Annotated in this window: 18 protein-coding genes; 5 read left to right on the plus strand and 13 right to left on the minus strand. The window is 37.0% G+C overall.

The features are described 5' to 3' along the window. Window positions 1-92 precede the first annotated feature (92 nt). The 4 genes from C8N28_RS05360 to C8N28_RS05375 all read left to right on the plus strand — a co-directional run bounded on the left by C8N28_RS05360 (window position 93) and on the right by C8N28_RS05375 (window position 6,130). Complete coding sequence (locus C8N28_RS05360) at window positions 93-1,451, plus strand: TolC family protein (RefSeq protein WP_132222236.1); 1,359 nt, start codon at window positions 93-95, stop codon at window positions 1,449-1,451. Next, a complete protein-coding gene (locus tag C8N28_RS05365) occupies window positions 1,451-2,512 on the plus strand; it encodes an efflux RND transporter periplasmic adaptor subunit (RefSeq protein WP_132222238.1) in 1,062 nt (353 codons plus the stop codon). Before C8N28_RS05360 ends, C8N28_RS05365 begins: the two co-directional genes overlap by 1 nt. A gap of 126 nt (window positions 2,513-2,638) precedes the next feature. After that, window positions 2,639-5,797: an efflux RND transporter permease subunit gene (locus C8N28_RS05370; protein ID WP_132222240.1), complete on the plus strand. Its 3,159-nt coding sequence runs from the start codon at window positions 2,639-2,641 to the stop codon at window positions 5,795-5,797. Window positions 5,798-5,815: 18 nt separating this feature from the next. Next, window positions 5,816-6,130, plus strand: coding sequence for a DUF3817 domain-containing protein (locus C8N28_RS05375; protein ID WP_132222242.1), 315 nt, complete (start codon window positions 5,816-5,818; stop codon window positions 6,128-6,130). Between the two features lie 4 nt (window positions 6,131-6,134). Here the strand turns inward: C8N28_RS05375 and C8N28_RS05380 are convergent, their stop codons facing one another. The 9 genes from C8N28_RS05380 to C8N28_RS05420 all read right to left on the minus strand — a co-directional run bounded on the left by C8N28_RS05380 (window position 6,135) and on the right by C8N28_RS05420 (window position 18,367). Next, window positions 6,135-8,063 carry an LTA synthase family protein gene (locus C8N28_RS05380; protein WP_132222244.1) on the minus strand — a complete coding sequence of 643 codons (1,929 nt, stop codon included), beginning with the start codon at window positions 8,061-8,063 and terminating at the stop codon, window positions 6,135-6,137. Between the two features lie 92 nt (window positions 8,064-8,155). Then, complete coding sequence (locus C8N28_RS05385) at window positions 8,156-8,533, minus strand: acyl-CoA thioesterase (RefSeq protein WP_132222246.1); 378 nt, start codon at window positions 8,531-8,533, stop codon at window positions 8,156-8,158. A 48-nt stretch (window positions 8,534-8,581) separates the two neighbouring features. Continuing rightward, window positions 8,582-9,985 (minus strand): dihydrolipoyl dehydrogenase, encoded by a 1,404-nt coding sequence (lpdA, locus tag C8N28_RS05390; RefSeq protein ID WP_132222248.1) that lies wholly within the window; start codon window positions 9,983-9,985, stop codon window positions 8,582-8,584. A gap of 106 nt (window positions 9,986-10,091) precedes the next feature. Further along, entirely contained in the window at window positions 10,092-10,610 is a 519-nt protein-coding gene (locus C8N28_RS05395; RefSeq protein WP_132222250.1) for a plastocyanin/azurin family copper-binding protein, read from the minus strand. Window positions 10,611-10,721: 111 nt separating this feature from the next. Then, complete coding sequence (locus C8N28_RS05400) at window positions 10,722-11,885, minus strand: hypothetical protein (protein WP_132222252.1); 1,164 nt, start codon at window positions 11,883-11,885, stop codon at window positions 10,722-10,724. A 26-nt stretch (window positions 11,886-11,911) separates the two neighbouring features. Beyond that, complete coding sequence (locus C8N28_RS05405) at window positions 11,912-12,922, minus strand: hypothetical protein (RefSeq protein ID WP_132222254.1); 1,011 nt, start codon at window positions 12,920-12,922, stop codon at window positions 11,912-11,914. A 69-nt stretch (window positions 12,923-12,991) separates the two neighbouring features. After that, a complete protein-coding gene (gene odhB / locus C8N28_RS05410; RefSeq protein WP_132222256.1) occupies window positions 12,992-14,233 on the minus strand; it encodes a 2-oxoglutarate dehydrogenase complex dihydrolipoyllysine-residue succinyltransferase in 1,242 nt (413 codons plus the stop codon). A 12-nt stretch (window positions 14,234-14,245) separates the two neighbouring features. Then, a complete protein-coding gene (locus C8N28_RS05415) occupies window positions 14,246-17,029 on the minus strand; it encodes a 2-oxoglutarate dehydrogenase E1 component (RefSeq protein WP_132222258.1) in 2,784 nt (927 codons plus the stop codon). Window positions 17,030-17,182: 153 nt separating this feature from the next. Further along, window positions 17,183-18,367, minus strand: coding sequence for a deoxyribodipyrimidine photo-lyase (locus tag C8N28_RS05420; protein WP_132222260.1), 1,185 nt, complete (start codon window positions 18,365-18,367; stop codon window positions 17,183-17,185). A 176-nt stretch (window positions 18,368-18,543) separates the two neighbouring features. Between C8N28_RS05420 and C8N28_RS05425 the strand changes: the two genes are divergently transcribed. Further along, window positions 18,544-19,404, plus strand: a complete 861-nt coding sequence (locus tag C8N28_RS05425) for a Rossmann-fold NAD(P)-binding domain-containing protein (protein WP_132222262.1) — start codon at window positions 18,544-18,546, stop codon at window positions 19,402-19,404. An 86-nt stretch (window positions 19,405-19,490) separates the two neighbouring features. Here C8N28_RS05425 and C8N28_RS05430 read toward each other — a convergent pair whose 3' ends face one another. The 4 genes from C8N28_RS05430 to C8N28_RS05445 all read right to left on the minus strand — a co-directional run bounded on the left by C8N28_RS05430 (window position 19,491) and on the right by C8N28_RS05445 (window position 24,246). Next, entirely contained in the window at window positions 19,491-20,438 is a 948-nt protein-coding gene (locus tag C8N28_RS05430; RefSeq protein ID WP_132222264.1) for an FKBP-type peptidyl-prolyl cis-trans isomerase, read from the minus strand. A gap of 23 nt (window positions 20,439-20,461) precedes the next feature. Further along, window positions 20,462-21,097, minus strand: coding sequence for an FKBP-type peptidyl-prolyl cis-trans isomerase (locus C8N28_RS05435; protein WP_132222266.1), 636 nt, complete (start codon window positions 21,095-21,097; stop codon window positions 20,462-20,464). Window positions 21,098-21,237: 140 nt separating this feature from the next. Continuing rightward, on the minus strand, window positions 21,238-23,028 hold the full coding sequence (locus C8N28_RS05440; protein ID WP_132222268.1) for an acyl-CoA dehydrogenase family protein: 1,791 nt from the start codon (window positions 23,026-23,028) through the stop codon (window positions 21,238-21,240). A gap of 42 nt (window positions 23,029-23,070) precedes the next feature. Further along, the gene (locus tag C8N28_RS05445; RefSeq protein WP_132222270.1) at window positions 23,071-24,246 is read right to left on the minus strand and encodes an acetyl-CoA C-acyltransferase; all 1,176 of its coding nucleotides are present in this window, start codon (window positions 24,244-24,246) and stop codon (window positions 23,071-23,073) included. Window position 24,247: the final 1 nt, after the last annotated feature.

The following is a 24,247-nucleotide window of genomic DNA, read 5'->3' on the forward strand; positions in this document are numbered from 1 at the left end:
TTTTATGTAACATTAACGCTGGTTTAATATCTAATCATTTTGTGATTACGTTTTCTTTTTTAAATAAAAAGAGAAACATCGTGTAAAGAACTATGAATATAAAAAAGCATTTAATTTTTCTTCTTTTATCAATTTGTTTTAGCTCTCAAATCACTTTCGCACAAACAACCCTTAGCTTAGAAGATGCATTAACCTATGCATTAAGCAATGGCGAAGCTGTAAGAAAAGCTAAACTTGATATCCTGCAAGGAGCCTTTAAGGTAAAAGAAGTTAGAGCCGGTGCGCTACCACAAATTGATGGTACCGTTACGCTGAATAATAACATACTATCGCAGCAATTTTTGCTGCCAGCTGCCATTATGGGAGGAGAACCTGGTGAATTTGTAGCTGTAAAGGCTGGAACAACCTGGAGCTCTTTAGCACAGGTGCAGCTTAATCAACAGATTTTCAATCAACAGGTATTTGCCGGATTAAGAGCAGCAAGAGCTTCTGAAGAGTATTATCGTTTGGCAGCACAGTTGGCTGAAGAGAATATTATTCAACAGGTTGCTACTAATTATTATCAGGTTATAATAACTCGTCAGCAATTAGCGGTAATTGACGCTAACATTGACCGGGTTCTTAAGCTAGAAAAGATTGTTAGCAGTCAGTATGAAGTTGGTTTGGCTAAGAAGATTGACTTAGACCGCGTAAAGGTTAATAGCAGTAATCTTAAAACACAACGTCAAGAATTGTTAAACTCTGTTTCACAACAAGAGAATCTGCTTAAATATTATATGGGCATGCCGGTTACGGAGCAAATAGTGATTCCTGAGGCAAGCTTAAAAGCATTAGAAGAAACTGTTCAAGGTCGTATAAGCGATGCTAATTTCAATGTAAATAATTTAAGTTCTTATTTAGTATTGAAAAAACAAGAGGAGTTGTTGAACTTCCAAAGGAAAGCTTTTCTTGCTGAGTTCTATCCTAAACTTTCTCTGGGAGCAAATTATATGTACAATACCCAAAGTAATAAGTTTAATCTTTATACCAACAATGCACTGAATTACGACATGTCGGCCGTTACGTTAACTTTAAAGTTTCCAATCTTTGATGGCGGTGCAAAAAGGGCTAAGCTTCGACAGGCAGATATTGATATTGAGAAGACTCAAGTAGATATAGAAGATTCTTCGAATGCTTTGCAAATGGCCTATGAGAATGCTAAAATGCAAATCAAAAACAGCCTGTCTACTATTGAAACTCAAAACGACAATAAGATACTTGCCGAAGAAGTATACCATAGTACAGAGAATAATTACCATAATGGCTTAGCAAGTTTAACTGATTTGTTAGATGCTGAAACAGAATTGGTAAGTGCTCAAAATAGCTACAATCAGGCTTTACTGAATTATAAGGTCGCTGAAATTGAATTAATAAAATCACAAGGAAACATCAAATCTTTAATAAACGAGTAATGAAAAGAGGAATAATAACTGGAATTATTGTCATTATTGTTATAGCAGTAATTGCCTGGGTACTCACATCGAACAAAAAAGAAAATGAAGCTAAAACAGCCATTGTTGCTGAAGATATAGGTACTGTTATTGTAAAAACTGTTGTTGCAAAAAAAGAAAGCATTGACCTGGACTTTAGTTTGAATGGAAACTTTGCTGCTAAACAGGATTTGGATTTATTAGCTGAGACAAGCGGCAGGGTAACTCAGATTATGGTAAAAGAAGGCGCTAAGGTTTCTAAAGGTCAGGTTTTGGTAAAAATTGATCCGGAGTATGCTTCTTTAGATTTACAAAATGCGGAGGTAGCTTATCAAAAGTTAAAAACGGATATGGCCCGTTATCAAAGTTCTTTTGAAACAGGAGGAGTTACTCGTGCACAATTAGACGAAATTACTTTCAATTTGCAAAATGCTGAAAACCGGGTACAACAAGCTCGACGCAGAGTACAAGATACATACATAAATGCTCCGATAGCGGGTGTAGTAAACAAACGTGCTATTGAATTAGGGGCTTATGTTTCTCCAGGAACGCTTTTATTCAATCTTGTCGATATTTCAACATTGAAACTACAAGTTACAGCAAACGAATCGCAAGTGGTAAATATCCACATTGGTGATCCGGTTGCGATTTCAACATCGGTTTTTCCTGATAAGGAATTTGCAGGTAAGGTTACTTTTATCGCTTCTAAAGCTGATAATACATTGAACTACCCGCTAGAGATTGAAGTTTCTAATCCAGAACCTAATACAATACGTGCTGGCATGTATGCAACAGCTACCTTTAAGTTTCCAAAACAAGAAGCTCAAATAACTGTACCTCGCTCTGCTTTTGTAGGAGGTGTAAGTAGCAATCAGCTGTTTGTTTTGGAGAATGGCAATACTGCTAAACTCAAAACTGTTGTTGCAGGAAGAGTTGTAGGTGAGCACGTTGAGATAGTTAGTGGCTTAAATGAGGGGGAAGTTGTAATTACAAGTGGTCAGATTAATTTAGTGGATGGTACTCAGGTTTCTCCTCAACAATAAAACATCTGCACGTTTAAAAATTTAATTATCTACAGATGAAACCATCATGAGTTTGCTAAATTCACAAACCGAAATAAATAGGTCAATCATGATAGCTTCATCACCTCTTAAAAACAATTTATTCCGATGAAAATTTCTGATATTTCTATAAAAAGGCCTTCACTGGTTATTGTTGTATTCACTGCTCTCAGTTTACTGGGTCTGTTGAGTTACTTTTCATTGAACTATGAAATGTTACCCAAATTTACTCCGGCAGTAGTATCTGTTTCTACTATTTATCCTGGAGCATCGCCCAATGAAGTAGAAAATACAGTTACAAAGAAGCTGGAAGATGCCGTTTCCTCTCTTGAGAATGTAAAAAAGATAGATGCGGTTTCTTTTGAAAGCCTTTCCTTAATTACCATCACTTTAAATAGCGGTGCTGATGTAGATTTGGCATTAAATGAAGCTCAACGGAAGATCAATGCAATTTTAGCTGATTTACCGGATGATGTTAGAACGCCATCTCTTGCTAAGTTCTCACTGGATGATTTGCCTATTATCACACTTGCGGCTACAGCCACGATGACTGAGTCGGAGTTCTATGATCTTCTTGACAAAAGAATACAACCGCTCTTCTCACAAATTCCTGGTGTTGCGCAGGTTAACTTAGTGGGTGGACAGGAGCGTGAGATTCAGGTTAACTTAAGTGCTCCTAAATTGGAAGCTTATGGTTTATCGCCCTTAGATGTACAGCAAGTTATTTTGACTTCAAACTTAGACTTTCCTACTGGTAGTATAAAGACTCAGGAGCAAGATATATTGGTTCGTTTGTCTGGAAAATATAAATCGGTAGAAGAGCTGCGTAATTTAGTAGTTAAAACTACCGATGATGGCTCACAGATCCGGATGCAAGATATTGCAGATGTACAAGACACGCAAAAAGATGTAGAAAAACTATCACGTTTTAATAGAAAAAGCTCTGTAGCGATACAGGTTCTTAAAACATCTGATGCCAACGCAGTTACTATCAGTAAAAGTGTTGCAGAGGCTTTGCCTGAAATTGAAGCTGAATATGCGGCTAATAACCTGTCATTACAAATTGCAAATGATGGTTCGGTATATACATTAGAATCTGCAAATGCGGTTGTTTTCGACTTAATTCTTGCGATTATATTGGTTGCCTTTATTATGCTATTGTTCTTACATAGTTTTAGAAATGCGATTATCGTAATGATAGCCATTCCGGTTTCTTTGATTTCAACTTTCATAGGCATGGAATTGCTGGGCTTTACCTTAAACCTGATGTCATTATTAGGCCTGTCATTGGTGGTGGGAATTCTGGTGGATGATGCAATTGTAGTTATCGAGAATATCTACCGGCATATGGAAATGGGGAAGAATAAGGTTAGGGCATCTGTTGACGGAGCGAAAGAAATTGGTTTTACCGTTGTTTCTATCACCTTTGTTATTGTGGTGGTTTTCTTACCGATATCATTGAGTACAGGTATGGTATCAGATATTCTACGTGAGTTTTGTGTGGTAGTTATTATTGCAACACTTTTGAGTTTACTGGTATCATTTACCATTGTCCCTCTGGTTACATCCAGATTCGGGAAATTGGAGAAGATTACAAGAGATAAGCCATCTGGTCGTTTTATATTATGGTTTGAAAAACAACTTCATCGTTTTACCAGATGGATCACAGGAATTCTTGAATGGGCTTTGGATCATAAAGCGATAACTTTAGTGAGTGTAACCTTGCTATTGGTATCTTCATGCGGACTAGTTGCCGGAGGATTTATTGGAACAGAGTTCTTCGCTCAGAGTGACCGTGGAGAGTTTTTGGTACAATTAGAATTGCCAAAGGATGTTTCTATTGAACAAACAAATCAAGCTGCCTTTAAAACTGAAGAATACTTATCTTCCAAACCAGAGATAGTTTCTTTGATAACCATGGTAGGCCAATCAAGTGAAGGTTCAAGCGGAACTTTAGCAACACCTTATAAAGCAGAAATAACTGTTAAATTGATTGACAAGAGTAAGCGGGAATCTTCTGATATCTATGCTGCCAGAATAAGACAAGAGCTTTCACAATTATTAGTGGGCGTAAAGGTTAAAACTGTTCCGGTAAGTATTCTCGGAACGGCTCAGCAAGCACCGATAGAACTCGTGGTTACAGGCTCGGATCTGGATAGTATTATGTCTTATGCTGATAAAGCGTTAGATGCCCTGGCGAGTGTTCCAGGGGCTACAGGTACCAAACTATCTGTTGAAGGTGGAAATCCGGAGGTTGAAGTTGAGGTTGATCGGGATAAAATGGCATCTTTAGGACTGAGTTTACAGACAGTTGGTGCCACCATGCAAACTGCATTTAACGGAAATACAGATGGTAAATTCAGACAAGGAGAATATGAATATGATATCAATATCCGATTTGATAATTACGATAGACGAAATGTAAACGATGTTAGAAACCTGTACTTTGCTAATAAAGATGGTGATCTTATTCAACTATCACAGTTTGCAAATGTTAAAGAAGGTTCTGGCCCAAGCAGATTAGAGCGAAGGGATAAATCAACTTCTGTTAAAGTACAAGGACAACCTGTAGGGCGGACAACCGGTAGTATTGTTGATGACTTTCAGGCTAAGCTTGACAACATTCCTAAACCTTTGGGTGTAAACTATATTTGGAGTGGAGATGTGGAAAGCCAGGCTGAGGGTTTTGGTTCCCTGGCAACTGCATTAATAATTGCAATTGTAATGGTATATTTCATTATGGTTGCATTATATGATAGTTTCGTTTATCCTTTTGTTGTCATGTTTTCAATTCCATTGTCTGTGATCGGATCTTTACTGGCATTGGCATTAACCAATAATAGTTTGAATATTTTCACCATTCTGGGATTGATCATGTTGATTGGATTGGTTGCAAAGAATGCGATTCTATTAGTCGACTTTACAAATCAGATGAAAGCTCTGGGGCAATCAACCAGGCAGGCCTTAATTAATGCCAACCACGCTCGTTTAAGACCCATTTTAATGACAACCATTGCCATGGTATTTGGTATGCTTCCTATCGCTTTAGCGGCAGGTGCCGGATCAGAATGGAAGAATGGATTAGCCTGGGTAATTATTGGTGGTTTATTAAGTTCTTTGTTTCTTACCTTAATTATAGTTCCGGTTGTTTATCAAACATTCGACAGTATCTTGCATAGATTAGGTATGGATAAACCAGGATTACCTATTGAGGAAATGTTGGAAGAGGAATATGAACACAAAGAGATAAAGCCTGAATACGAATAAATTACTATGTTTGCCTAAATGAAAAATCTTACATTAATTCGCTTTACGCAAATCGCATTTATAGAAGGAGTATCCACTGTGATACTCTTCTTTATTGCTATGCCTTTAAAATACTTAGCAGACTGGCCACTAGGTGTGAAATATGTTGGCTGGGCACACGGCTTATTATTTATTACCTACCTGATTTTACTGATTAGCTGTTGGTTTATCTATAAATGGAGCTTTAAAAGATTGGCTTTGTTCTTTGGTGCTTCCTTGATTCCTTTCGCTCCGTTTTTTGTTGAGAGAGAATTAAAAAAGGAAATGAAGGATAATTCATTTACAAATCGATAATAGCTTATTTAACCGTTAATTCGTTATTTATCATGCGGTTATTATACTGCTGGATAAATGCTTTTAAATGGTTTTCCATTCCCTCTTGAATGTCTGGTAAGGTATTTACTATGTTATTCTTCAATAAGACATCGGTCTTTACATTAAATAAAGCACTGCTTTTATTTCCATCGCTTAATAATAAGTAATTACCTTGATGCAAACTAAAAGAGGTTCCATTATTATTGACTACGAAATTCGTTGAATCGGTAGCAAAAGCATCAAATCCAAAAGCGACATAAGGCTTATCGTAATTTAAGAAGTTAAGAACGGTTGGTGCAATATCAATCTGCTGAACCAGATGATCAGACATGCCCTTTAGATTTCCTCCCGGGTAATAAAACACAATTGGAATGGCATAAGAGCCCAATAATGTTTGATAATCGGGATAGTAGGAAACTGTTGCATGATCTGCACAAAGCACAAATAACGTATTATTAAACCAAGGCATTTTAGATGCTGTTTCAAAGAACTCACGGATTGCCATATCCGTATATCCCATCGGCTCTTGAACTGGTAGTGGCCCTTTTGGAAACTTTCCTATATACTTTTCGGGTACCTTATAAGGGTGATGCGATGATATAGAGAAGAAGGTTGTAAAAAATGGCTGCTTAAATGTATTGATCTTTTGAGCCATGAACTGCATAAAAGGCTCATCCCATATACCCCAGATACCATCAAAGTCGGCATCATTATTATACTCTGTTTTACCATAATAGTGCTGGAATCCGGCTAATTTGGTATAAGAAGAAAAGCCCATCGACCCATTTGGCGCACCGTGGAAGAAAGCTGTTTCATAGCCTTTCTGATCAAGTAGTTTAGCTACGCTGTTCGTTTCATTACCCGAATAGATAGAAAGGACAAAAGGCTCTTCAATACTCGGAATTCCGGATATTATTGAGGGAAGTGCATCAATGGATTTACGGCCATTTGCGAATGTTTGTGTAAAGGTATAACTCTGTGAAATCAAAGAGTCGAGGAATGGTGTATACCCCTTGTAATTTCCATTATCCAGATTTTTATTCAGTATTCCTACATGTTCTTTTCCTAAACTTTCAATGATTAAAAACACAACGTTTAAAGGCTTAAAGGTACTATCTGGATTTGGGGTATGAACGGGATTGTAAATTGACTTAAGTTCTTCCTCATCAAAATAGTGAACCGGTTTAAGCTTAACAGATCCTAAGGTTCTGAAAATAGAAAATGGTGTATTTAATACGATATACATCTCCTCTGGTCGTTCTACATATTCACCAGCATTACTTAAAGTTATAGGACGCGTACTATGTCTCCAACCGCCGCGCATACCTACAATGGTTAAGCCAATAATCAATAAGAAAATAAGACTATGAGTAGTATAATTAAGGATATTAAATGGACGTGCTGATCTAATTTGCATACGATCATACAACCACCAAAGAAGATAGAGGATCAGAATAAACAGTATAAGCAAATACCAGTAATCTATAAAGAAATCAAAGGTCAACTTCAATTTATTCTCTTCATTCGAGAACTGTTCAAAGACGGTTCCTGTTGTTCTTTTTAAGGTAAACTTATAATAGCCAAAATCAACAATATTTAATGCGATCCCTATTCCATTGGTAATTATAAATATCCATTTACATATTCTCTGATAAAGAGAATGATAACGAAAGGGAAAAGGAATACTTTGAAGCAGAATAAACAGGGAATTGATATAGAGCAAAGCTGCAATATCAAATTTAACTCCGCCCAACATAATTACCCACAAGTTTTTAGCTGTAACAGCAGGGAATAAACTGATGTTGACAAAGTAGAAGCCTAAACGGAGCAGTGCATAAATGCCTAATAAAACTGCTATCTGATAAATTAAGGCGAGGTATATATCTGGTTTTAAAATACTACGTGCATTCATTCTTTTGAAAAGGAATCACAAAAGTATTCATTTTCATCTAAAAATAGCACAAATATAACACAGGGTTTACAGTTTCTTAATAAAGCTAAGGTTTAGCGGTAAGCATAGGTAATTTCAGTTTTACCATGCTCTGTGGGAACTCCATTTTTGTTAACATTTACAAAGACCAATCTATCAATTGTTAGTATACTCTTCTTTGTGATTTTATTTCTTACTTCACAGCAAAGAGTGATCGATGTTTTTCCAAAACTAATGGCTTGTATCCCTAATTCAATAATATCACCTTGTTTTGCCGAACTAACAAAGTTAATTTCAGAAATAAACTTAGTAACTACGTGTGGGTTGCCTAGCTGCACAATTGCATAGATTACAGCTTCCTCATCTATCCATCTTAATAAGGTACCTCCGAATAAAGTACCATTCGGATTGAGATCTTCAGGTTTAACCCATTTTCGTGTGTAAAAGTTCATGTAATAGCCTTTAAATATTTAGAGCGGATAATATCCGCTCTAAATATGTTATATATGAATTGCTCTATTGTCTGTGGCTGCAAGGGCAGCTTCTTTTAATGCTTCTGTGTATGTTGGATGTGCATGGCAAATACGAGCTATGTCTTCTGCCGAAGCTCTATACTCCATCGCTACAACAGCTTCTGCAATTATATCAGCTACCCGGGGACCAATCATATGAACACCAAGTACTTCGTCGGTATCAGCATCTGCCAATACTTTAACAAAGCCATCTGTATCCATACTTGCTCTTGCTCTTCCACTTGCTTTAAAAGGAAAAGATCCTGATTTGTATTTTTTACCAGCTGCTTTTAATTCTTCTTCTGTTTTACCTACACTGGCAACTTCCGGCCATGTATAAACAACTCCAGGAATTAAGTTATAGTCGATATGAGGTTTTTGTCCGGCTATTAGCTCTGCTACAAAAGTTCCTTCATCCTCAGCTTTATGAGCTAACATAGCTCCTTTAATTACATCGCCAATGGCGTAAACTCCTTTAACTGAAGTTTCCAGATTTTCATTAACAGGAACTTTCTTACCACGCTCTTCAAGTGTTATTCCTATATTTTCTAAGCCCAGGTTTTCAGTATAAGCAATCCGGCCAATAGCCACCAGGCAATAATCTCCTTCAATTTTAACAGCTTCACCTTGTTTATTCTCCGCTGTAATGGTTACTTTTTTGCCTCTGGTGGTTGCTCCTGTTACTTTATGATTCAATAGGAATTCAAAACCTAAACGCTTAAGTACCTTTTGCAATTCCTTTCCTAAGCCTTTATCCATGGTTGGGATAATAGAATCAGCATATTCTAATACGGTTACTTTGGATCCTAAACGAGCATATACAGAACCTAATTCCAATCCGATTACTCCTCCTCCAATCAAAACCAGATGCTTAGGAACTTCTTGCAGATTTAAGGCTTCGGTTGAAGTAATAATACGCTTTTTATCTATTTTGATAGATGGTAAAGAGAAAGGCTTAGATCCGGTAGCAATTACCACATTGGTAGCTGTAATGGTTTCAGTCTCTCCACCTGCCTTTGTAATTTTTATTGTGTTCTTATCAACGAATGAACCCATTCCTTGATAAGAAGTAATTTTATTCTTCTTAAATAGAAAATCGATACCACCAGTTGTTTGCTCTACAACTTCATTTTTCCGCTTAATCATTTGAGCAATATCAACAGAAAGGTTATCCAGTTTAATACCATGAGCTGCAAAATGCTTGTCAGCATTGTAAAAATGCTCGCTGGAATCAAGCAAAGCTTTTGATGGGATACATCCCACATTTAGGCAAGTGCCGCCAAAGCTATTATACTTCTCAATAACTGCTGTTTTTAAACCTAATTGTGCGCAACGAATTGCGCTAACATATCCACCCGGGCCACTTCCTATAATTACTACGTCGTATTGCATATTTTATGATATTGGTTCTCAAAGTTAAGGAATAAAAAAATCTATGCAAGAAAGAAGGCAGCCAAAATTGACTGCCTTCTTTCTTATTGAATTTGTATAATAAATATTACTCAACAATAATTTTACCATTCATTGTACCCCAGTGTCCAGGGAAGCTACAAACGAATTCGTATTCACCTGCTTCAGGAATTGTAAAAGTAATAGTATCACTTTCACCTGGTCCTAATAACTTAGTATGAGCAATGATTGATGATGAATATGTTGCAGGAATATAGTCGTTATCTTTTGCTTTAAAAGCTTCGCCACCAAAAGCTGCTAAATCTGTTCCAGGAGCTAATACTACGAAATTATGTCCCATTGCTTCTTTAGGCAATGTTCCAACATTGTGTAATGTAATTTGAACCTCTTGTCCAGCTTTAACTGTGAAAGATGATTGGTTAAATTTCATTTGATCACTCGACTCAATTTCAAATACAGCAGGTGCTAAATTAGAATTGTCAGTCGTCACCTCCGTTGTTGCCGCTGCAGTAGTATCGGTACTTTCAGTTGCATTTTCAGTACTACCTCCGCATGATGCCAAAAATAAAACAGCTGCTGCCGCAGGTGCTAAGAATAACTTTTTCATGTTTTTTTAATTTTTTTAGATTATTAAGTTTTGTAGTACAAACATACGTAAATACTAAATGTTTGAATATTATTTTACAATGTTTTATACTTTTTTTTACACTATTTTGAATTATAAAATCGGGTAACGTTCAAATTCTTTGTTACGATCAAATAAATAACGGTAAGTATGGTGAGTTTTATAGATCCTTGCTCCTATTTGCTCTGCAACTCGCATCATCTTCGGATTAAAGTCTCCAATCCAATTCATTTGTAGCTCTTCATAGGGCATATTTTTATCTTGAACCAATTTAGCTGACTCTACAATAAGAGCAATCTCTAATCCTCTTTTTTGGTGCTCAGGAATTACTCCAAATATTACGCCGAACATGGTCTTATTTTGCTTGGTAAATTTCCTCCACATAAAAAGCAACTTCCCCCACCAGGTGAGTTTACCGGGTAGATATTTCACAATTAGCTGATTTAAATCTGGTATAGAAATCCAAAATCCTACAGGTTCATTATTATAAAATGCGAACCAAATAAGCTTAGGATCTATAATTGGACGCATATTACGCAAAAGCTCCTGAGCTTGTACTTCAGACATCTCACCTATTCCTGCATGCTTCGCCCATGCCTTATTATATACGGATCTAAAATTACGAGCAGCTTCATCCAGATTAGATTTATTTACATGCGCAAATGTATATCCACGATTGGCCAGAATATTCTTTGCCCGATCAGCATAACGAGTGTCTAATGTCATTCTAACATCGCGCCAATAGGTATATTGTTTATAATAAAGCTGAAAACCATATGCCTCAAATAACGCCTGATAATAAGTAGGATTATAGTTACAAGTGTAGCAAGGTTCATAAAAGCCCTCAGCTAACAAGCCCCACCACTTATGGCGCTCACCAAAATTAATAGGCCCATCCATCGCTTCTAATCCCTTTGAACTTAACCAAGCTTTTGCTGTATCAAATAAAACAAATGCAGCTTCCTGGCTATTGATGCATTCAAAAAAACCACAGCCTCCTGCAGGAAGCTCATAATTATCAACTGTTTCCTTGGTATAAAATGCTGCAATCCGGCCAATATATTTACCAGACTCATCTTGTAAAAGCCACCGAATACATTCACCTTGTTTAAAGGAAATGTTCTTTTCGGGATCAAAAACTTCATCAATATCTGCATTTAACGGACGAATGTAGTTTGCGTCATCCTCATAGAACTGCAAAGCAACACGTATAAAGCTTTCTGCAAGATCTTGATTGTTTACTTCAATAACTTTCATATTAACTAATCAGAATAATATAAACATTAATACCAATTATCTTTTAGTTTGTGCTTTGCTCCAATGTTATAACGCAGATTGAGCGCTTGTTGGTTGTCAATTGCACCCGGAGTAAAATGGAAGCTTAAAACCAATTTTGCCGACAGTCGATTCTTACGAAAGGGTTCCCACCCTAAATCCAGGCGGTTATACTTACTCTCTGAGTAAAAACTATCACCTAAAGCAATTGCTTGTGACTCTCCTATATACAATACATCATGAATGTAGAATGCTTTATAAGCTATATGTCCCTCTACTATCAGCCCTTTTGGGGTTGTCCAATAACCTAGGCTTCTATCCCTGCTAAACGAAAATAAACCTCCCACACTTAATGCAAGTGAATCCAGTTTAACATGAGGTGATAAATTCATTCCAAACCAGCCTATTAAGGCTGCATTATCCTGAAGGTGAATAGTGGCATCATGATTCTTTGGAAGCGCATTATGCCATAAAACGGCTTCATGGCCAAAAGAAAAATCCCCTACTTTAACATTGCCGGATAAGCCTACAAGAAATTGCTCACGTTGCGTTTCCGTTTGCTTACTATTCCAGTCTATCCAAACTTGTTGAAATATATGTTTTTTCTCGTAACGAAAAAGCATTCCGCTAAGATTTGGCCTATAATACTGAAGTGTATCACTTAACAAGGCTCTTGAGAAGCCATCAACCAATCCGACTCTGGGAAAAACTCCCATGTAGAAATTAATACTCTTTTTTGTGTAATTATAATAAATGGTGGGATTGATTTTACTACTAATTTTACTTGAACCAAATTCATGCAGTATATTAACTCCAAACCTAACCCGATGTGTACTATCCACTAACAACCCTACTTCGGGGGAGAACTGTAGACCAATAAGTGTTGGTGAATCCCTATCTGATGCTGAGTATTCATGATTATCGGCAAAGCCGAAAAAACCAAAGTCCCACTCCAGCATTTGTGCTTTCGAATCCAAGAAACAAAAAAACAGACTGATAACAAGGATTAATTTATTCAAGTAAGTTTTAAGAGTCAAGGTTAAAAAAAATGGGATTGCCTTCAGGACAATCCCATAAACTAAATATTCTTATACATCAAGTAGTAAACGGGTTGGATCTTCTAAAAGCTCCTTCACGCGTACTAAGAAACTAACTGATTCTCTTCCATCAATGATTCTATGATCATAAGATAATGCAAGATACATCATCGGACGAATAACCACCTCGCCATTAATTGCAACCGGACGCTGAATAATGTTATGCATTCCTAGTATTGCAGATTGAGGAGCATTGATTATTGGAGTCGACATCATTGAGCCAAATACTCCACCATTTGTGATTGTAAAGGTTCCTCCAGTCATCTCCTGAATGGTCAATTTATTACCTCTGGCTTTAGTTGCCAAATCAACAACTGCTTTTTCAATATCTTGTAAAGATAATGACTCTGCATTTCTAATAATTGGAACTACCAAACCTTTCGGGCCTGATACAGCAATTGAGACATCAACAAAGTTACTATATACAATTTCTTCTTCTTCAATTCTTGCATTAACTGATGGCCATTCATTTAAAGCCATGCATACTGCTTTGGTAAAGAAAGACATAAAACCTAAACCAACACCGTGTTTCTCTTTAAACTTGTCTTTATATTTACTACGTAAATCCATTATTGGCTTCATATCTACTTCGTTAAAAGTAGTAAGCATAGCCGTTTCATTTTTTACAACTACTAAACGTTTCGCAATAGTCTTTCTAAGAGAAGACATTTTCTCATGTCTTTCATCTCTACTTCCAGCTATGGAAGGAGAAGTACTGGCAACCGCTGATGCAGGAGATTTCTCTGCTGGTGCTGTAGATTCATCTTTAGAAGGTGCAGAAGCTTTTACAGCATCATCCTTTGTTATACGGCCATCTTTTCCTGTACCGTTTATAGACTTAGTATCTATGCCTTTTTCTTTAAGTATCTTAGCTGCTGCAGGAGATGCTGTACCTGAAGCATAACTTTCTTGAGATTCTACCGGTTCTGCCTTAGCTGCCGGTGCTGCTTCTGCAGACTCTGCTTGCTTTGATGGGGCAGGGCTTCCTTCAGCTTTATTTCCGTCTTCAATTTTACAAAGAACTGCTCCAATCTCTAAGGTATCACCTTCTGCTGCAATATGTCTTAATATTCCTGCTTTTTCAGCCGGAAGCTCAAATGTAGCCTTATCAGATTCCAGTTCAGCAACGATTTCATCCATTTCTACATAATCGCCGTCATTTTTTAACCATTGCGCTAAAGTAACTTCTGTAATAGATTCGCCTACGGTAGGCACTTTCATTTCTAAACTCATAAATGCTAATTATTAATCGACTTTCACAGCCTCATTGGTTGTTTTCTGTATGTTCTTTTTTACTTCTTTTCCAGCTTGTGTTTCAAAAGCCCGTTCAACAATAATTAACTGTTGAGCGATGTGTTGTTTTTGATAACCTGTAGCCGGACTACTGCTTTCTTTACGGCAAACTACTTCTAATTCAATTCTGGAATGACGAAGTTTACGGCAGATATAAGGCCACGCTCCCATATTTTCAGGCTCTTCCTGAACCCATAAGAAATCATCTGCATTCTTATATTTAGCTTTTATTGCACGAAGTCTATCCATTGGTGTAGGATACATTTGTTCAACACGAACAATAGCTACATCTTTTCTTTTATCGGTTTGCTGTTTATCTAATAAATCATAATAAACTTTACCAGTACAGAACAGAACGCGTTTAACATCTGCAGCCTTAACATAGCTATCATCAATAACTTCCTGAAACTGACCCTTCGTAAACTCTTCCAGATTAGAAACAACTAAAGGATGGCGAAGCAAGCTCTTAGGTGTAAAAACAATCAGTGGTTTACGGAATTCGCGGTGTAACTGACGGCGTAATATATGGAAGAAGTTAGCCGGAGTAGTACAATTTGCAACTTGCATGTTATTCTCAGCACATAGTTCTAAAACGCGCTCAACTCTCGCTGAAGAATGTTCTGGTCCTTGTCCTTCATAACCATGCGGAAGCAACATTACCAAAGCATTAGAACGCTTCCATTTGGCTTCTGAACTTGAAAGATATTGATCGGTTATAGTTTGAGCACCGTTTACAAAATCTCCAAATTGAGCTTCCCATATAGTAAGTGAATGCGGATTTGCTAACGAATAGCCATACTCAAATCCCAATACTCCGTATTCTGAAAGTAGAGAATTATAGATATCAAACTTTACATCACCATTATTCAATTGAGCTAATGGAACATATTCTTCTTCTGAATCTTCTAAAGTTAAAACCGCATGTCTGTGTGAGAAAGTACCACGCTCTACGTCCTGTCCTGAAACACGAACACGTTTACCTTCGTCTAATAAAGTACCATAAGCCATTAATTCAGCCATTGCCCAATCAAAAACCTTATTCTCTACCATTTTCCGACGGTCATCAAACAAGCGCTCAATCTTGCGGAAAAATTTCCTGTCTTTAGGAAGTTCCGTAATTGCGTTAGCTATCCGAATAAAATCTTTTTCAGATACCGCTGTATTTGCAGGTACAAAAATATCCTCATATTTAGCTTTTCTAAGACCCTGCCATGCACCAGAATACATAGGATTCACATCAGGAATTACCTCATCATCTTTCGATTCATCCAAACGTTTCTGTAAAAGCGCACGGAAATCCTTTTCCATTTCTTTGGCCAGGCTAGCATCTACACTACCTTGCTCCAGAAGCTTCTTATTGTAAACCTCTCTTGGGTTTAAATGCTTCTCAATAGCTTTATATAATACTGGCTGTGTAAATTTAGGTTCGTCAGCCTCATTATGACCATAACGACGGTAACATAACATATCGATGAATACGTCAGTACGATATTTTTGACGATATTCAACTGCCATATTAATGGCGTATACTAAAGCTTCCACATCATCTCCATTTACATGAAATACGGGAGATAAAGTAACTTTAGCTATATCCGTACAATAAGTAGAAGATCTGGCATCTTTATAATTGGTTGTAAAACCTACCTGATTATTAATAACAATATGAATGGTACCACCTGTCTTATAACCATCAAGCTTAGACATTTGGATAACTTCATAAACAATACCTTGTCCGGCAATAGCTGCATCACCATGAATCAAAATAGGTGCAATTTTAGAGGAATTGCCCTCGTATTTCATATCAATCTTAGAACGGACAATCCCTTCCACTACCGGGCTCACAGTTTCTAAGTGTGAAGGATTTGGACAAAGGCTTAAATGAACCCTTTTATTATTTGCGGTTGTAACATCGGATGAAAATCCTAAATGGTATTTAACATCCCCTCCAAATTCAACATCATCTGTTGTTTTACCTTCAAATTCATTAAAGACAGTCTCGTAAGTCTTACCTAATACGTTAACTAAAACGTTTAGACGACCACGATGCGCCATGCCTATTACAAACTCTTCAATACCTAAATCTGCACCCTTCTGAATAACAGAATCCAACCCAGGTATCAAGCTTTCAGCTCCTTCAAGAGAAAAACGTTTCTGTCCTAAAAACTTAGTTCCTAAGAAATTCTCAAAAACTACTGCCTCATTCAATTTTAGAAGCATTCTCTTTTTAGCCTCAATATCAAAATTAGGCTCGTTTCTTTCACTCTCCATCCGGTTTTGCAACCAGGATATCTTTTCAGGATTACGGATATACTTAAATTCAGCACCAATTGTATCACAATAGGTGTCTTCTATCAACTGACGAATATCCCTCAACTTAGCAGGGCCTAAGCCAACCTCGATACCTGCATTGTATACAGTATCCATATCAGCCTCACTTAAACCAAAGGTTGCCAGCTCCTTACCCGGGAAATATCGTCTGCGTTCGCGAACAGGATTCGTTTTCGTAAATAAATGACCTCTCTCACGATAGCCATTTATCATGTTCAATACATTAATTTCTTTTAATATATGTTCAGGAGTCTCTGTTGCAGGGCCTCCTCCTTGAGAGCCGAAATCAAATCCTTCAAAAAACTTTTGCCACCCAAAATCAACTGATTCAGGATCACTTTTGTATGACTCATACATCGAATCAATGTAACGAGAGTCTGCGTTGCTCAAGAAAGTAAGCTTATCCATGTCTAATTATACGTATAAAGCAAAGTTATAAATAATATGATTGTAGTGATAAGGAATCGCGATCTTTTTTAGCACTCACAATCAAAAGCGAATATCCATCTTTGTTTTTTAGAAAGCAATTGGAAAATAAATCGATATATGCAATTCTACATATTACGAAATATTCTTAAGATTATGCTTAAAACTACTACCTACACCAGCAATATGTGCCCAACTTCCATAATTGGTTGCCGGATTATAGTCAACTAATTTCTCTTCAAAATAAGCTGCACCTTTTAACCAATTTACACGAAGGTCGTTAACCAAATAAGCTGCTGCTTCAGTTCGCTCAGCTTGATTGATATAGCCGGTACTATTCAAAGTTTCCATAATATGATTAACCTCAGCATTATCCGTTTTCCCTGATTTCCAATTTTCAAATTGCTCATCTCCTCCAATACAGGAAAATTCAATTTTAGATAATCCCTGCAACTTGAAGAACTTATTGCCATGCTTCTTAAACATAAAGCGGTAATAATCATGCCACCACAACTCATCCATCAATTTATTAGAAATACTTTTTGGATAGTTAGAACAGCTTATTAAGGAATGATAATACGTATGTACTGAAAGGCAACCTAAAGAAATCCATGGCGAGAGCCTGGATTCCGTCATTCCTCCACACATCAATAAAGTGAGTTGTTTTTTTGCTTCAGTCTCTCCACCTAATATTGAAGAGCCTTCTGCCAGTTTAATTTCCTCTTCATTAAAACCAAGATCTTCCAATGTAGGCACACTCCATTCAGGAGCGATTTCTAAAAAGCTCAAATTCTCAGGAAATCTTATACTTGGTCGAATAGAACTTTCCCTGCTAGCTTTTTTCTTAAAGGTATTGAAATCATCAGGTATATCCTTAATTGGGAAAGGCAGGTCTTCCTTATGATATAAGGTATGTCCAATAAAATGTCTTAAATTCAATTGCAACTTCCAAAGCGCTTCTTCAACCAGAGCAGACACCTTGGTTTCTTCATAAGCAACTTCACGATGATGATAAACCTCATCAATTTGGTACTGTTTCGCTAATTCCGGCAAAATCTCTTCTGGTAAGCCAGATTCAATTATTAACTCACCATTAAAGGAACGAATCGATCTTTGAAGATCCTCAACGCTCTCATTAATGAACTTGGCTCTTAATACACCTGTTTTTTTGGTGCCGTATTTTGTTTCAACATATATACGCGGATCATAAATAAAAACTGGTAAAATAGCATTATCCTTGTCGCTTGCTAAGCTCAGCATTTCATTGTCACAGATCCGTAAATCGTTTCTAAACCAAACTAAGATGGTCTTTTTATTCATTCCAAATAAAAATTATGCGTCACAAATATACTCATTTAAAGCTTATAATAGTGATATTCGTACCATGATGCAGATATTGACATTCCATTTACAATGATTAATTTCACAAAAATAGAATAAAAAGAAACATTAGCTTTTTAGATTTGTAATATTAACAGCATAATTATCTTTACCAGATGAATGTACTCTTAACCGGCATCAATACTTACTTAGGAAAAAAATTATCTCTTTTCTTTTTAGAAAAGGATTACCAACTAACATGCCTGGTGAGGAATGAGACATTTCTAAAAGAAAAGGGAAATACCAATCTATCTGTAATCCGTGGAGATTTAATTCGGGAGAAGTACTCAAAAGACTTTCCTAAAGATCTGGATGCTGCCTTCTATTTCAGCTATTATATAGCAGAACAGGGAGATATCTATCAAGATCTGGAACTACTATCAATTCAAAATTATATAAAGAAAGCGCGCAAAGTTAATTGTGCTCATCTAATCTATGTAATGCCCTTACGATCACCGGTAAATAAGGATATTAAACAGTTATTTGAAAAAAGCTATATCCCTTATACAGTTATTCGAACAAGCAATATTGTAGGAAAGGACTCTCTCCTGATACAGATATTCAAAAGAATGGCAAGCAATTTTGCAATAATCTCAAACAGCAAATTAGCAAGCAGTAAATGCCAACCTATCGCTCTAAGCGATGCTATCACCTATTTAGACTTTATTGCTTCTAATCCGGTAACATTTAACCAAACTTTTGACATTGGCGGCCCTGAAATTTTAAGCTATCGCGAAATGTTATCACAATTTTTACAGATCTGTAAAATCAAAAAGACCATCATTACCTTACCTTTTGTTCATTCATTTTTCTCAACCTTTTGGTTAAGCAAAAGCAGCGGATTACCAAAAATGATCGCACATGCGTTTAGCGAAAATATCCAAGGTGATTTACTTTGCGAAAACAATCGGATTCACGACCTTTTTCCACATACAAGTTTAAAATTCAAAGAAGCAGTACTAGAGTCTATCAAATAAAAAAAAGCCATAAGATAAAACCTTATGACCTTTTTTATTTTGTGAACTCTTAAAAGCTTTTACATTTAAGAGCTAAGCATTTATATTTACTTCACGACTTTCTTTACACTTACTTCAAAATCTATTGAAGAAAAAGGAGGAACACCACTTCCTGTAGTCGAAGAACTTGCTGTTCCCGGAAGACCATAAGCTTGAGATGAAGGTAATACCATACGCACCTTGCCACCCTCTTTCACCTTAGGAAGCACTTCTCTCCATCCGGCAATTGTTGAAGCTAAAGAAATATTAAGTGAGTCTGTTGCAGATTGCTCAACAATAGTTCCATTTAACGTTTTCAAAACATATCCAATCTCAAGTGTTGATTCAGCTGAAACCTGATCACCTGTTCCCTCTTGAGAAATATGATAATAGATGCCACTGGGTGTTTCTATAAAATCATTGCTATTTGAAAGCGTCGAGAGATAGTTCTTAATAGAATAATCTTCATATGTCGGCAAATCTGCAGGATCTATTGCATGAATAACATAATCGATAGATTGATTACTGCCTATTTTGCCAGAACCATTCCGTCCATATGCATATCTAGAAGGAACCAATACTCTTACTTTACCATTAGCATGCTTCAAAACCTGATTCAGAATTAGCTTCAATCCTTCTTCTTTATCTAATGGTGAACCAGACTGACTACCCGCTACTGCAGAGCCGTAAGGAAAATATCCTAAGTAATCTGCATAGCGATTTACAACATTAAAAGTATCCAGTGAACTGAAGGTCCCATCATGAGTTTTCAAAGTAAATACCAATGGAACAATCTCTGTATAATCAAGTTCCTTTCCATTTCCTTCTTCTAATACCTGGTAATACATCCCTGTATTCCCAAAAGGAAGCATGGTTAAATTGTTCTGACGAATGTAATTCTGGATATTCTCTTCATCCAATTCGACAATGGTTTGATAATCCTTCTTCTCACAAGATGCAAACGCTAATACGGCAAACAAGCCCAATACTAAGAACCGACTAGAAAATATATTCATTCAACAGTGTATAATTTTTTATTTTAATTACCAGATGGAGCAGCCGGAGGTAAGACCTCTAGCACTTCAATATAAAAATCCAATGGAGAGTTTGCAGGAATACCTGATCTGGTTTGATTTTGATATCCATAAGGTGATGGCATAACAATTCTGATCTTCGAACCTTTTTGTAAACCAAGTTCTGTCAAACCAGTTTTAATAATCTTATCATTCTTGTCCTTCAATTCTTTTGGAAGGAATGCAACTTGCCATCCTCCAATTACTCCTCCTAATGACATATATTTACCAGCAGCCATCTCAGCCTTTTCGAAAGTTTTTCCTGTTTCTACTAATTTACCTTCATAATTCACACGAATACGAGGAGCTTCAATGTCATTATTATTGTTAAAATTGTAGGTATAAAAAGCAGGATCTTCTTCATCTTGTAATCCTTCTTCTACAATCTTATACCAAATGCCTGTTTCTGCATCCTTTACAGCACCCTCTAATTCAGGGGTTTCTTCCACATATGCTTTCAATACAGGAGCTTCTAAATCCAAATATTTTTGAGCATCATAAGGTTCAAAATCCTTATCTTTCAAACAGCCGGTAAAAGCAACACCAGCGATTAAGGCGATAATTAAAAAGTTAATTTTTTTCATGGTCGTTTTCATACTCATAAGTGCAAAGTTATTTATTTAATTGATTTTATTAAGGAATTAACATTTTTTAACAGCATCGTGCTATTACGGCTAATTCTTTTAAAATACGGAAACCGCTATAGATGTGCTACAGCGGTTTCTAAATAAATAATAATTAATTAATAACAGTACTTATTAGCTTCAATCAACTGTTTTGCAATCCTTTGTCGTGCCTCTTTACTATTAAAAGGCTCTGTTTTTGTAAAACGACGAAGTCCCATCAGCATCATTTTCAACTCATCTCCTTCAGCAAAAGCATTTAAAGCCTGCTTTCCTGCGATAGAAATATAGTCTACTGTTGAATCCAAATAAACTCTGGCAATGTCTATTTGTCCTTTTACAGCATCTTCACCTCTCATCGCTACCAGTTTCTCTACCCTCAAAATTGTAGATTCCGCTACATACACATATCCAATTATATCAGCAATATTCATCAAAATCTCCTGCTCTTTAGATAGGGTCATCATCAACTTCTGAACCGCCGCACCTGCTATCATCAATCCAGTTTTCTTCAAATTCTTAAGAACTTTCTTCTCATAAGCAAAAAGCACATCCTCTGTTTCCTCAAAATCCGGAATAGACATCAATTCATTCGCTACTTGCTGAGCTGGTCCCATTAAATCTAACTCGCCTTTCATTGCGCGCTTCAACAACATATCAACAATCAATAAGCGATTAACTTCATTGGTACCTTCAAATATTCGATTAATTCTAGAGTCCCGATAAGCTCTCTCCATAGGCGCTTCAGCAGAAAAACCCATTCCTCCATACACCTGAACTCCCTCATCAACAATATAATCCAGCATCTCAGAAGCCCAGACTTTCAAAATAGCACATTCAATCGCAAACTGCTCTGTAGATTTCAGTCTTGCTTTTCCACTATCCATCCCTCCGGCAACCAATTGCTCATAAGCATCGTCAATATTCTGACCGGCCCGGTAAGCGGCACTTTCGACAGCAAAATTTCGAATTGCCATCTCAGCCAATTTATAACGGATAGCTCCAAATTTTGAAATCTGCAACCCAAATTGTACGCGCTCATTCGAATAATTAATAGCATGATCCAACGCCTTTTTAGAAGAACCAATGGCCGCCGCACCCAACTTTATCCGGCCAATGTTTAAAATGTTTACCGCAATCTTAAATCCATTTTCTCTTTCTGAAAGCAGGTTCTCAGCAGGGACCGGACAATCGTTAAAAAAGACCTGACGTGTAGATGAACCTTTAATTCCCATCTTATGTTCTTCCGGATTCATCGTTATCCCACCAAAATCCCTTTCTACAATAAAGGCAGACAGGCTCTTGTCATCATCTATTTTAGCAAATACGATGAAAAGATCTGCAAAACCACCATTCGTAATCCACATCTTTTGGCCATTAAGCATATAATGTGTTCCTTCCGAATTCAATTTAGCCGACGTCTTTCCTGAATTTGCATCAGACCCAGCATTCGGTTCCGTTAAACAGTAAGCCGCTTTAAGCTCTCCTGTCGCCAATCTTGGAATATATTTCTTCTTTTGCTCTTCATTACCATAGTACAAAATGGGTAGCGTTCCAATACCTGTATGAGCAGAAAGTGCTACTGCAAAAGAATGGCCTGCTCCTACCGCATCAGTAACAAGCATCGATGTATTGAAATTCTTTCCAAAGCCACCATATTCCTCAGGAATAGAAACACTCAATATACCAAGCTCTCCGGCCTTATCCAATAAACTTTGCATCAAGCCTTCTTCCTGTGCATCAATTTCATCAAGTTTTGGCAATACCTCAGCTTCTATAAAATCAACACAGGTTTGTTTGATCATTAACTGCTCTTCATCAAATTCTTCCGGAATGAAAATATCTTTATAAGAGGTTTCACGAATTACAAATTCGCCACCTTTAATTACATTTTTAGATTCTTCTAACATCTTCTCAATATTTTATAAAATCAATCTTTCTCCTGCCACAAATCATAACATCTCAAAAATACCCGCCGCACCTTGTCCAGTTCCCACACACATAGTTACTAAACCATATTTTTTATCTCTCCGCTTTAATTCATTAAAAATCTGTACAGAAAGCTTTGCACCAGTACAGCCCAATGGGTGTCCCATTGCAATTGCACCACCGTTTACATTTACTATTTCCGGATTCAGACCTGCATCCCTGATAACCGTTAATGATTGAGAAGCAAAAGCTTCATTCAATTCTATTAAATCTATCTCTTCTAATTTCATACCTGCCTTTTTCAAAGCAATCGGAATAGCTTTAACCGGCCCTATTCCCATAATACGAGGAGGAACACCTGCCACGCCATAACTAACCAAACGCGCAATAGGTTCTAAATTCAACTCCTTCAGTTTGGCTTCTGATACAACCAGAACAAAGGCAGCACCATCTGAAGTTTGTGATGAATTACCAGCTGTAACAGAGCCTCCTGCAGCAAATACAGGTTTTAGTGCTGCTAGCTTTTCTAAGCTTGTATCGGCACGAGGACCTTCATCTGTATCGACAATATATTCCCGACTTTTGATTTTCTTACCACCTTCTAAATAGTTCTCATGAACTGTGATCGGAACAATATCCTCTTTGAATCGACCGTTCTTAATGGCATCCAATGCTTTTTGATGTGAATTAAAAGCAAACAGATCCTGATCCTCACGACTCACCTGAAATTCTTTAGCAACAGCTTCTGCAGTTAAACCCATACCCCAATACCAGTCGGGATGTTTTTTCGCAACCGCTTCATTAGGCACTAATTTCCATCCGCCAAAAGGCATACCCGACATTACTTCCACTCCACCGGCAATAATCATATCAGCCATACCCGATTTGATCTTGGCAACAGCAATGGCAATTGTTTCTAAACCGGATGAGCAGTATCTATTAACTGTCATACCCGGCACCTTCTCAATATCCAAACCCATCAAGGAAATCATTCTGCCAATATTTAAACCTTGCTCAGCCTCAGGAGTTGCATTACCAACAATCACATCATCAATTTCTTCTTTGTCTAAATTCGGAACCGAAGCAACCAAATGCTTAATTACATCTGCCGCTAAATCATCTGCTCTCGTAAAGCGAAATACTCCACGCGGAGCCTTACCCACAGCTGTTCTATATCCTGCTACTATATATGCTTCCATA

Source organism: Albibacterium bauzanense, assembly GCF_004339765.1.
GTDB classification, from domain to species: domain Bacteria; phylum Bacteroidota; class Bacteroidia; order Sphingobacteriales; family Sphingobacteriaceae; genus Albibacterium; species Albibacterium bauzanense.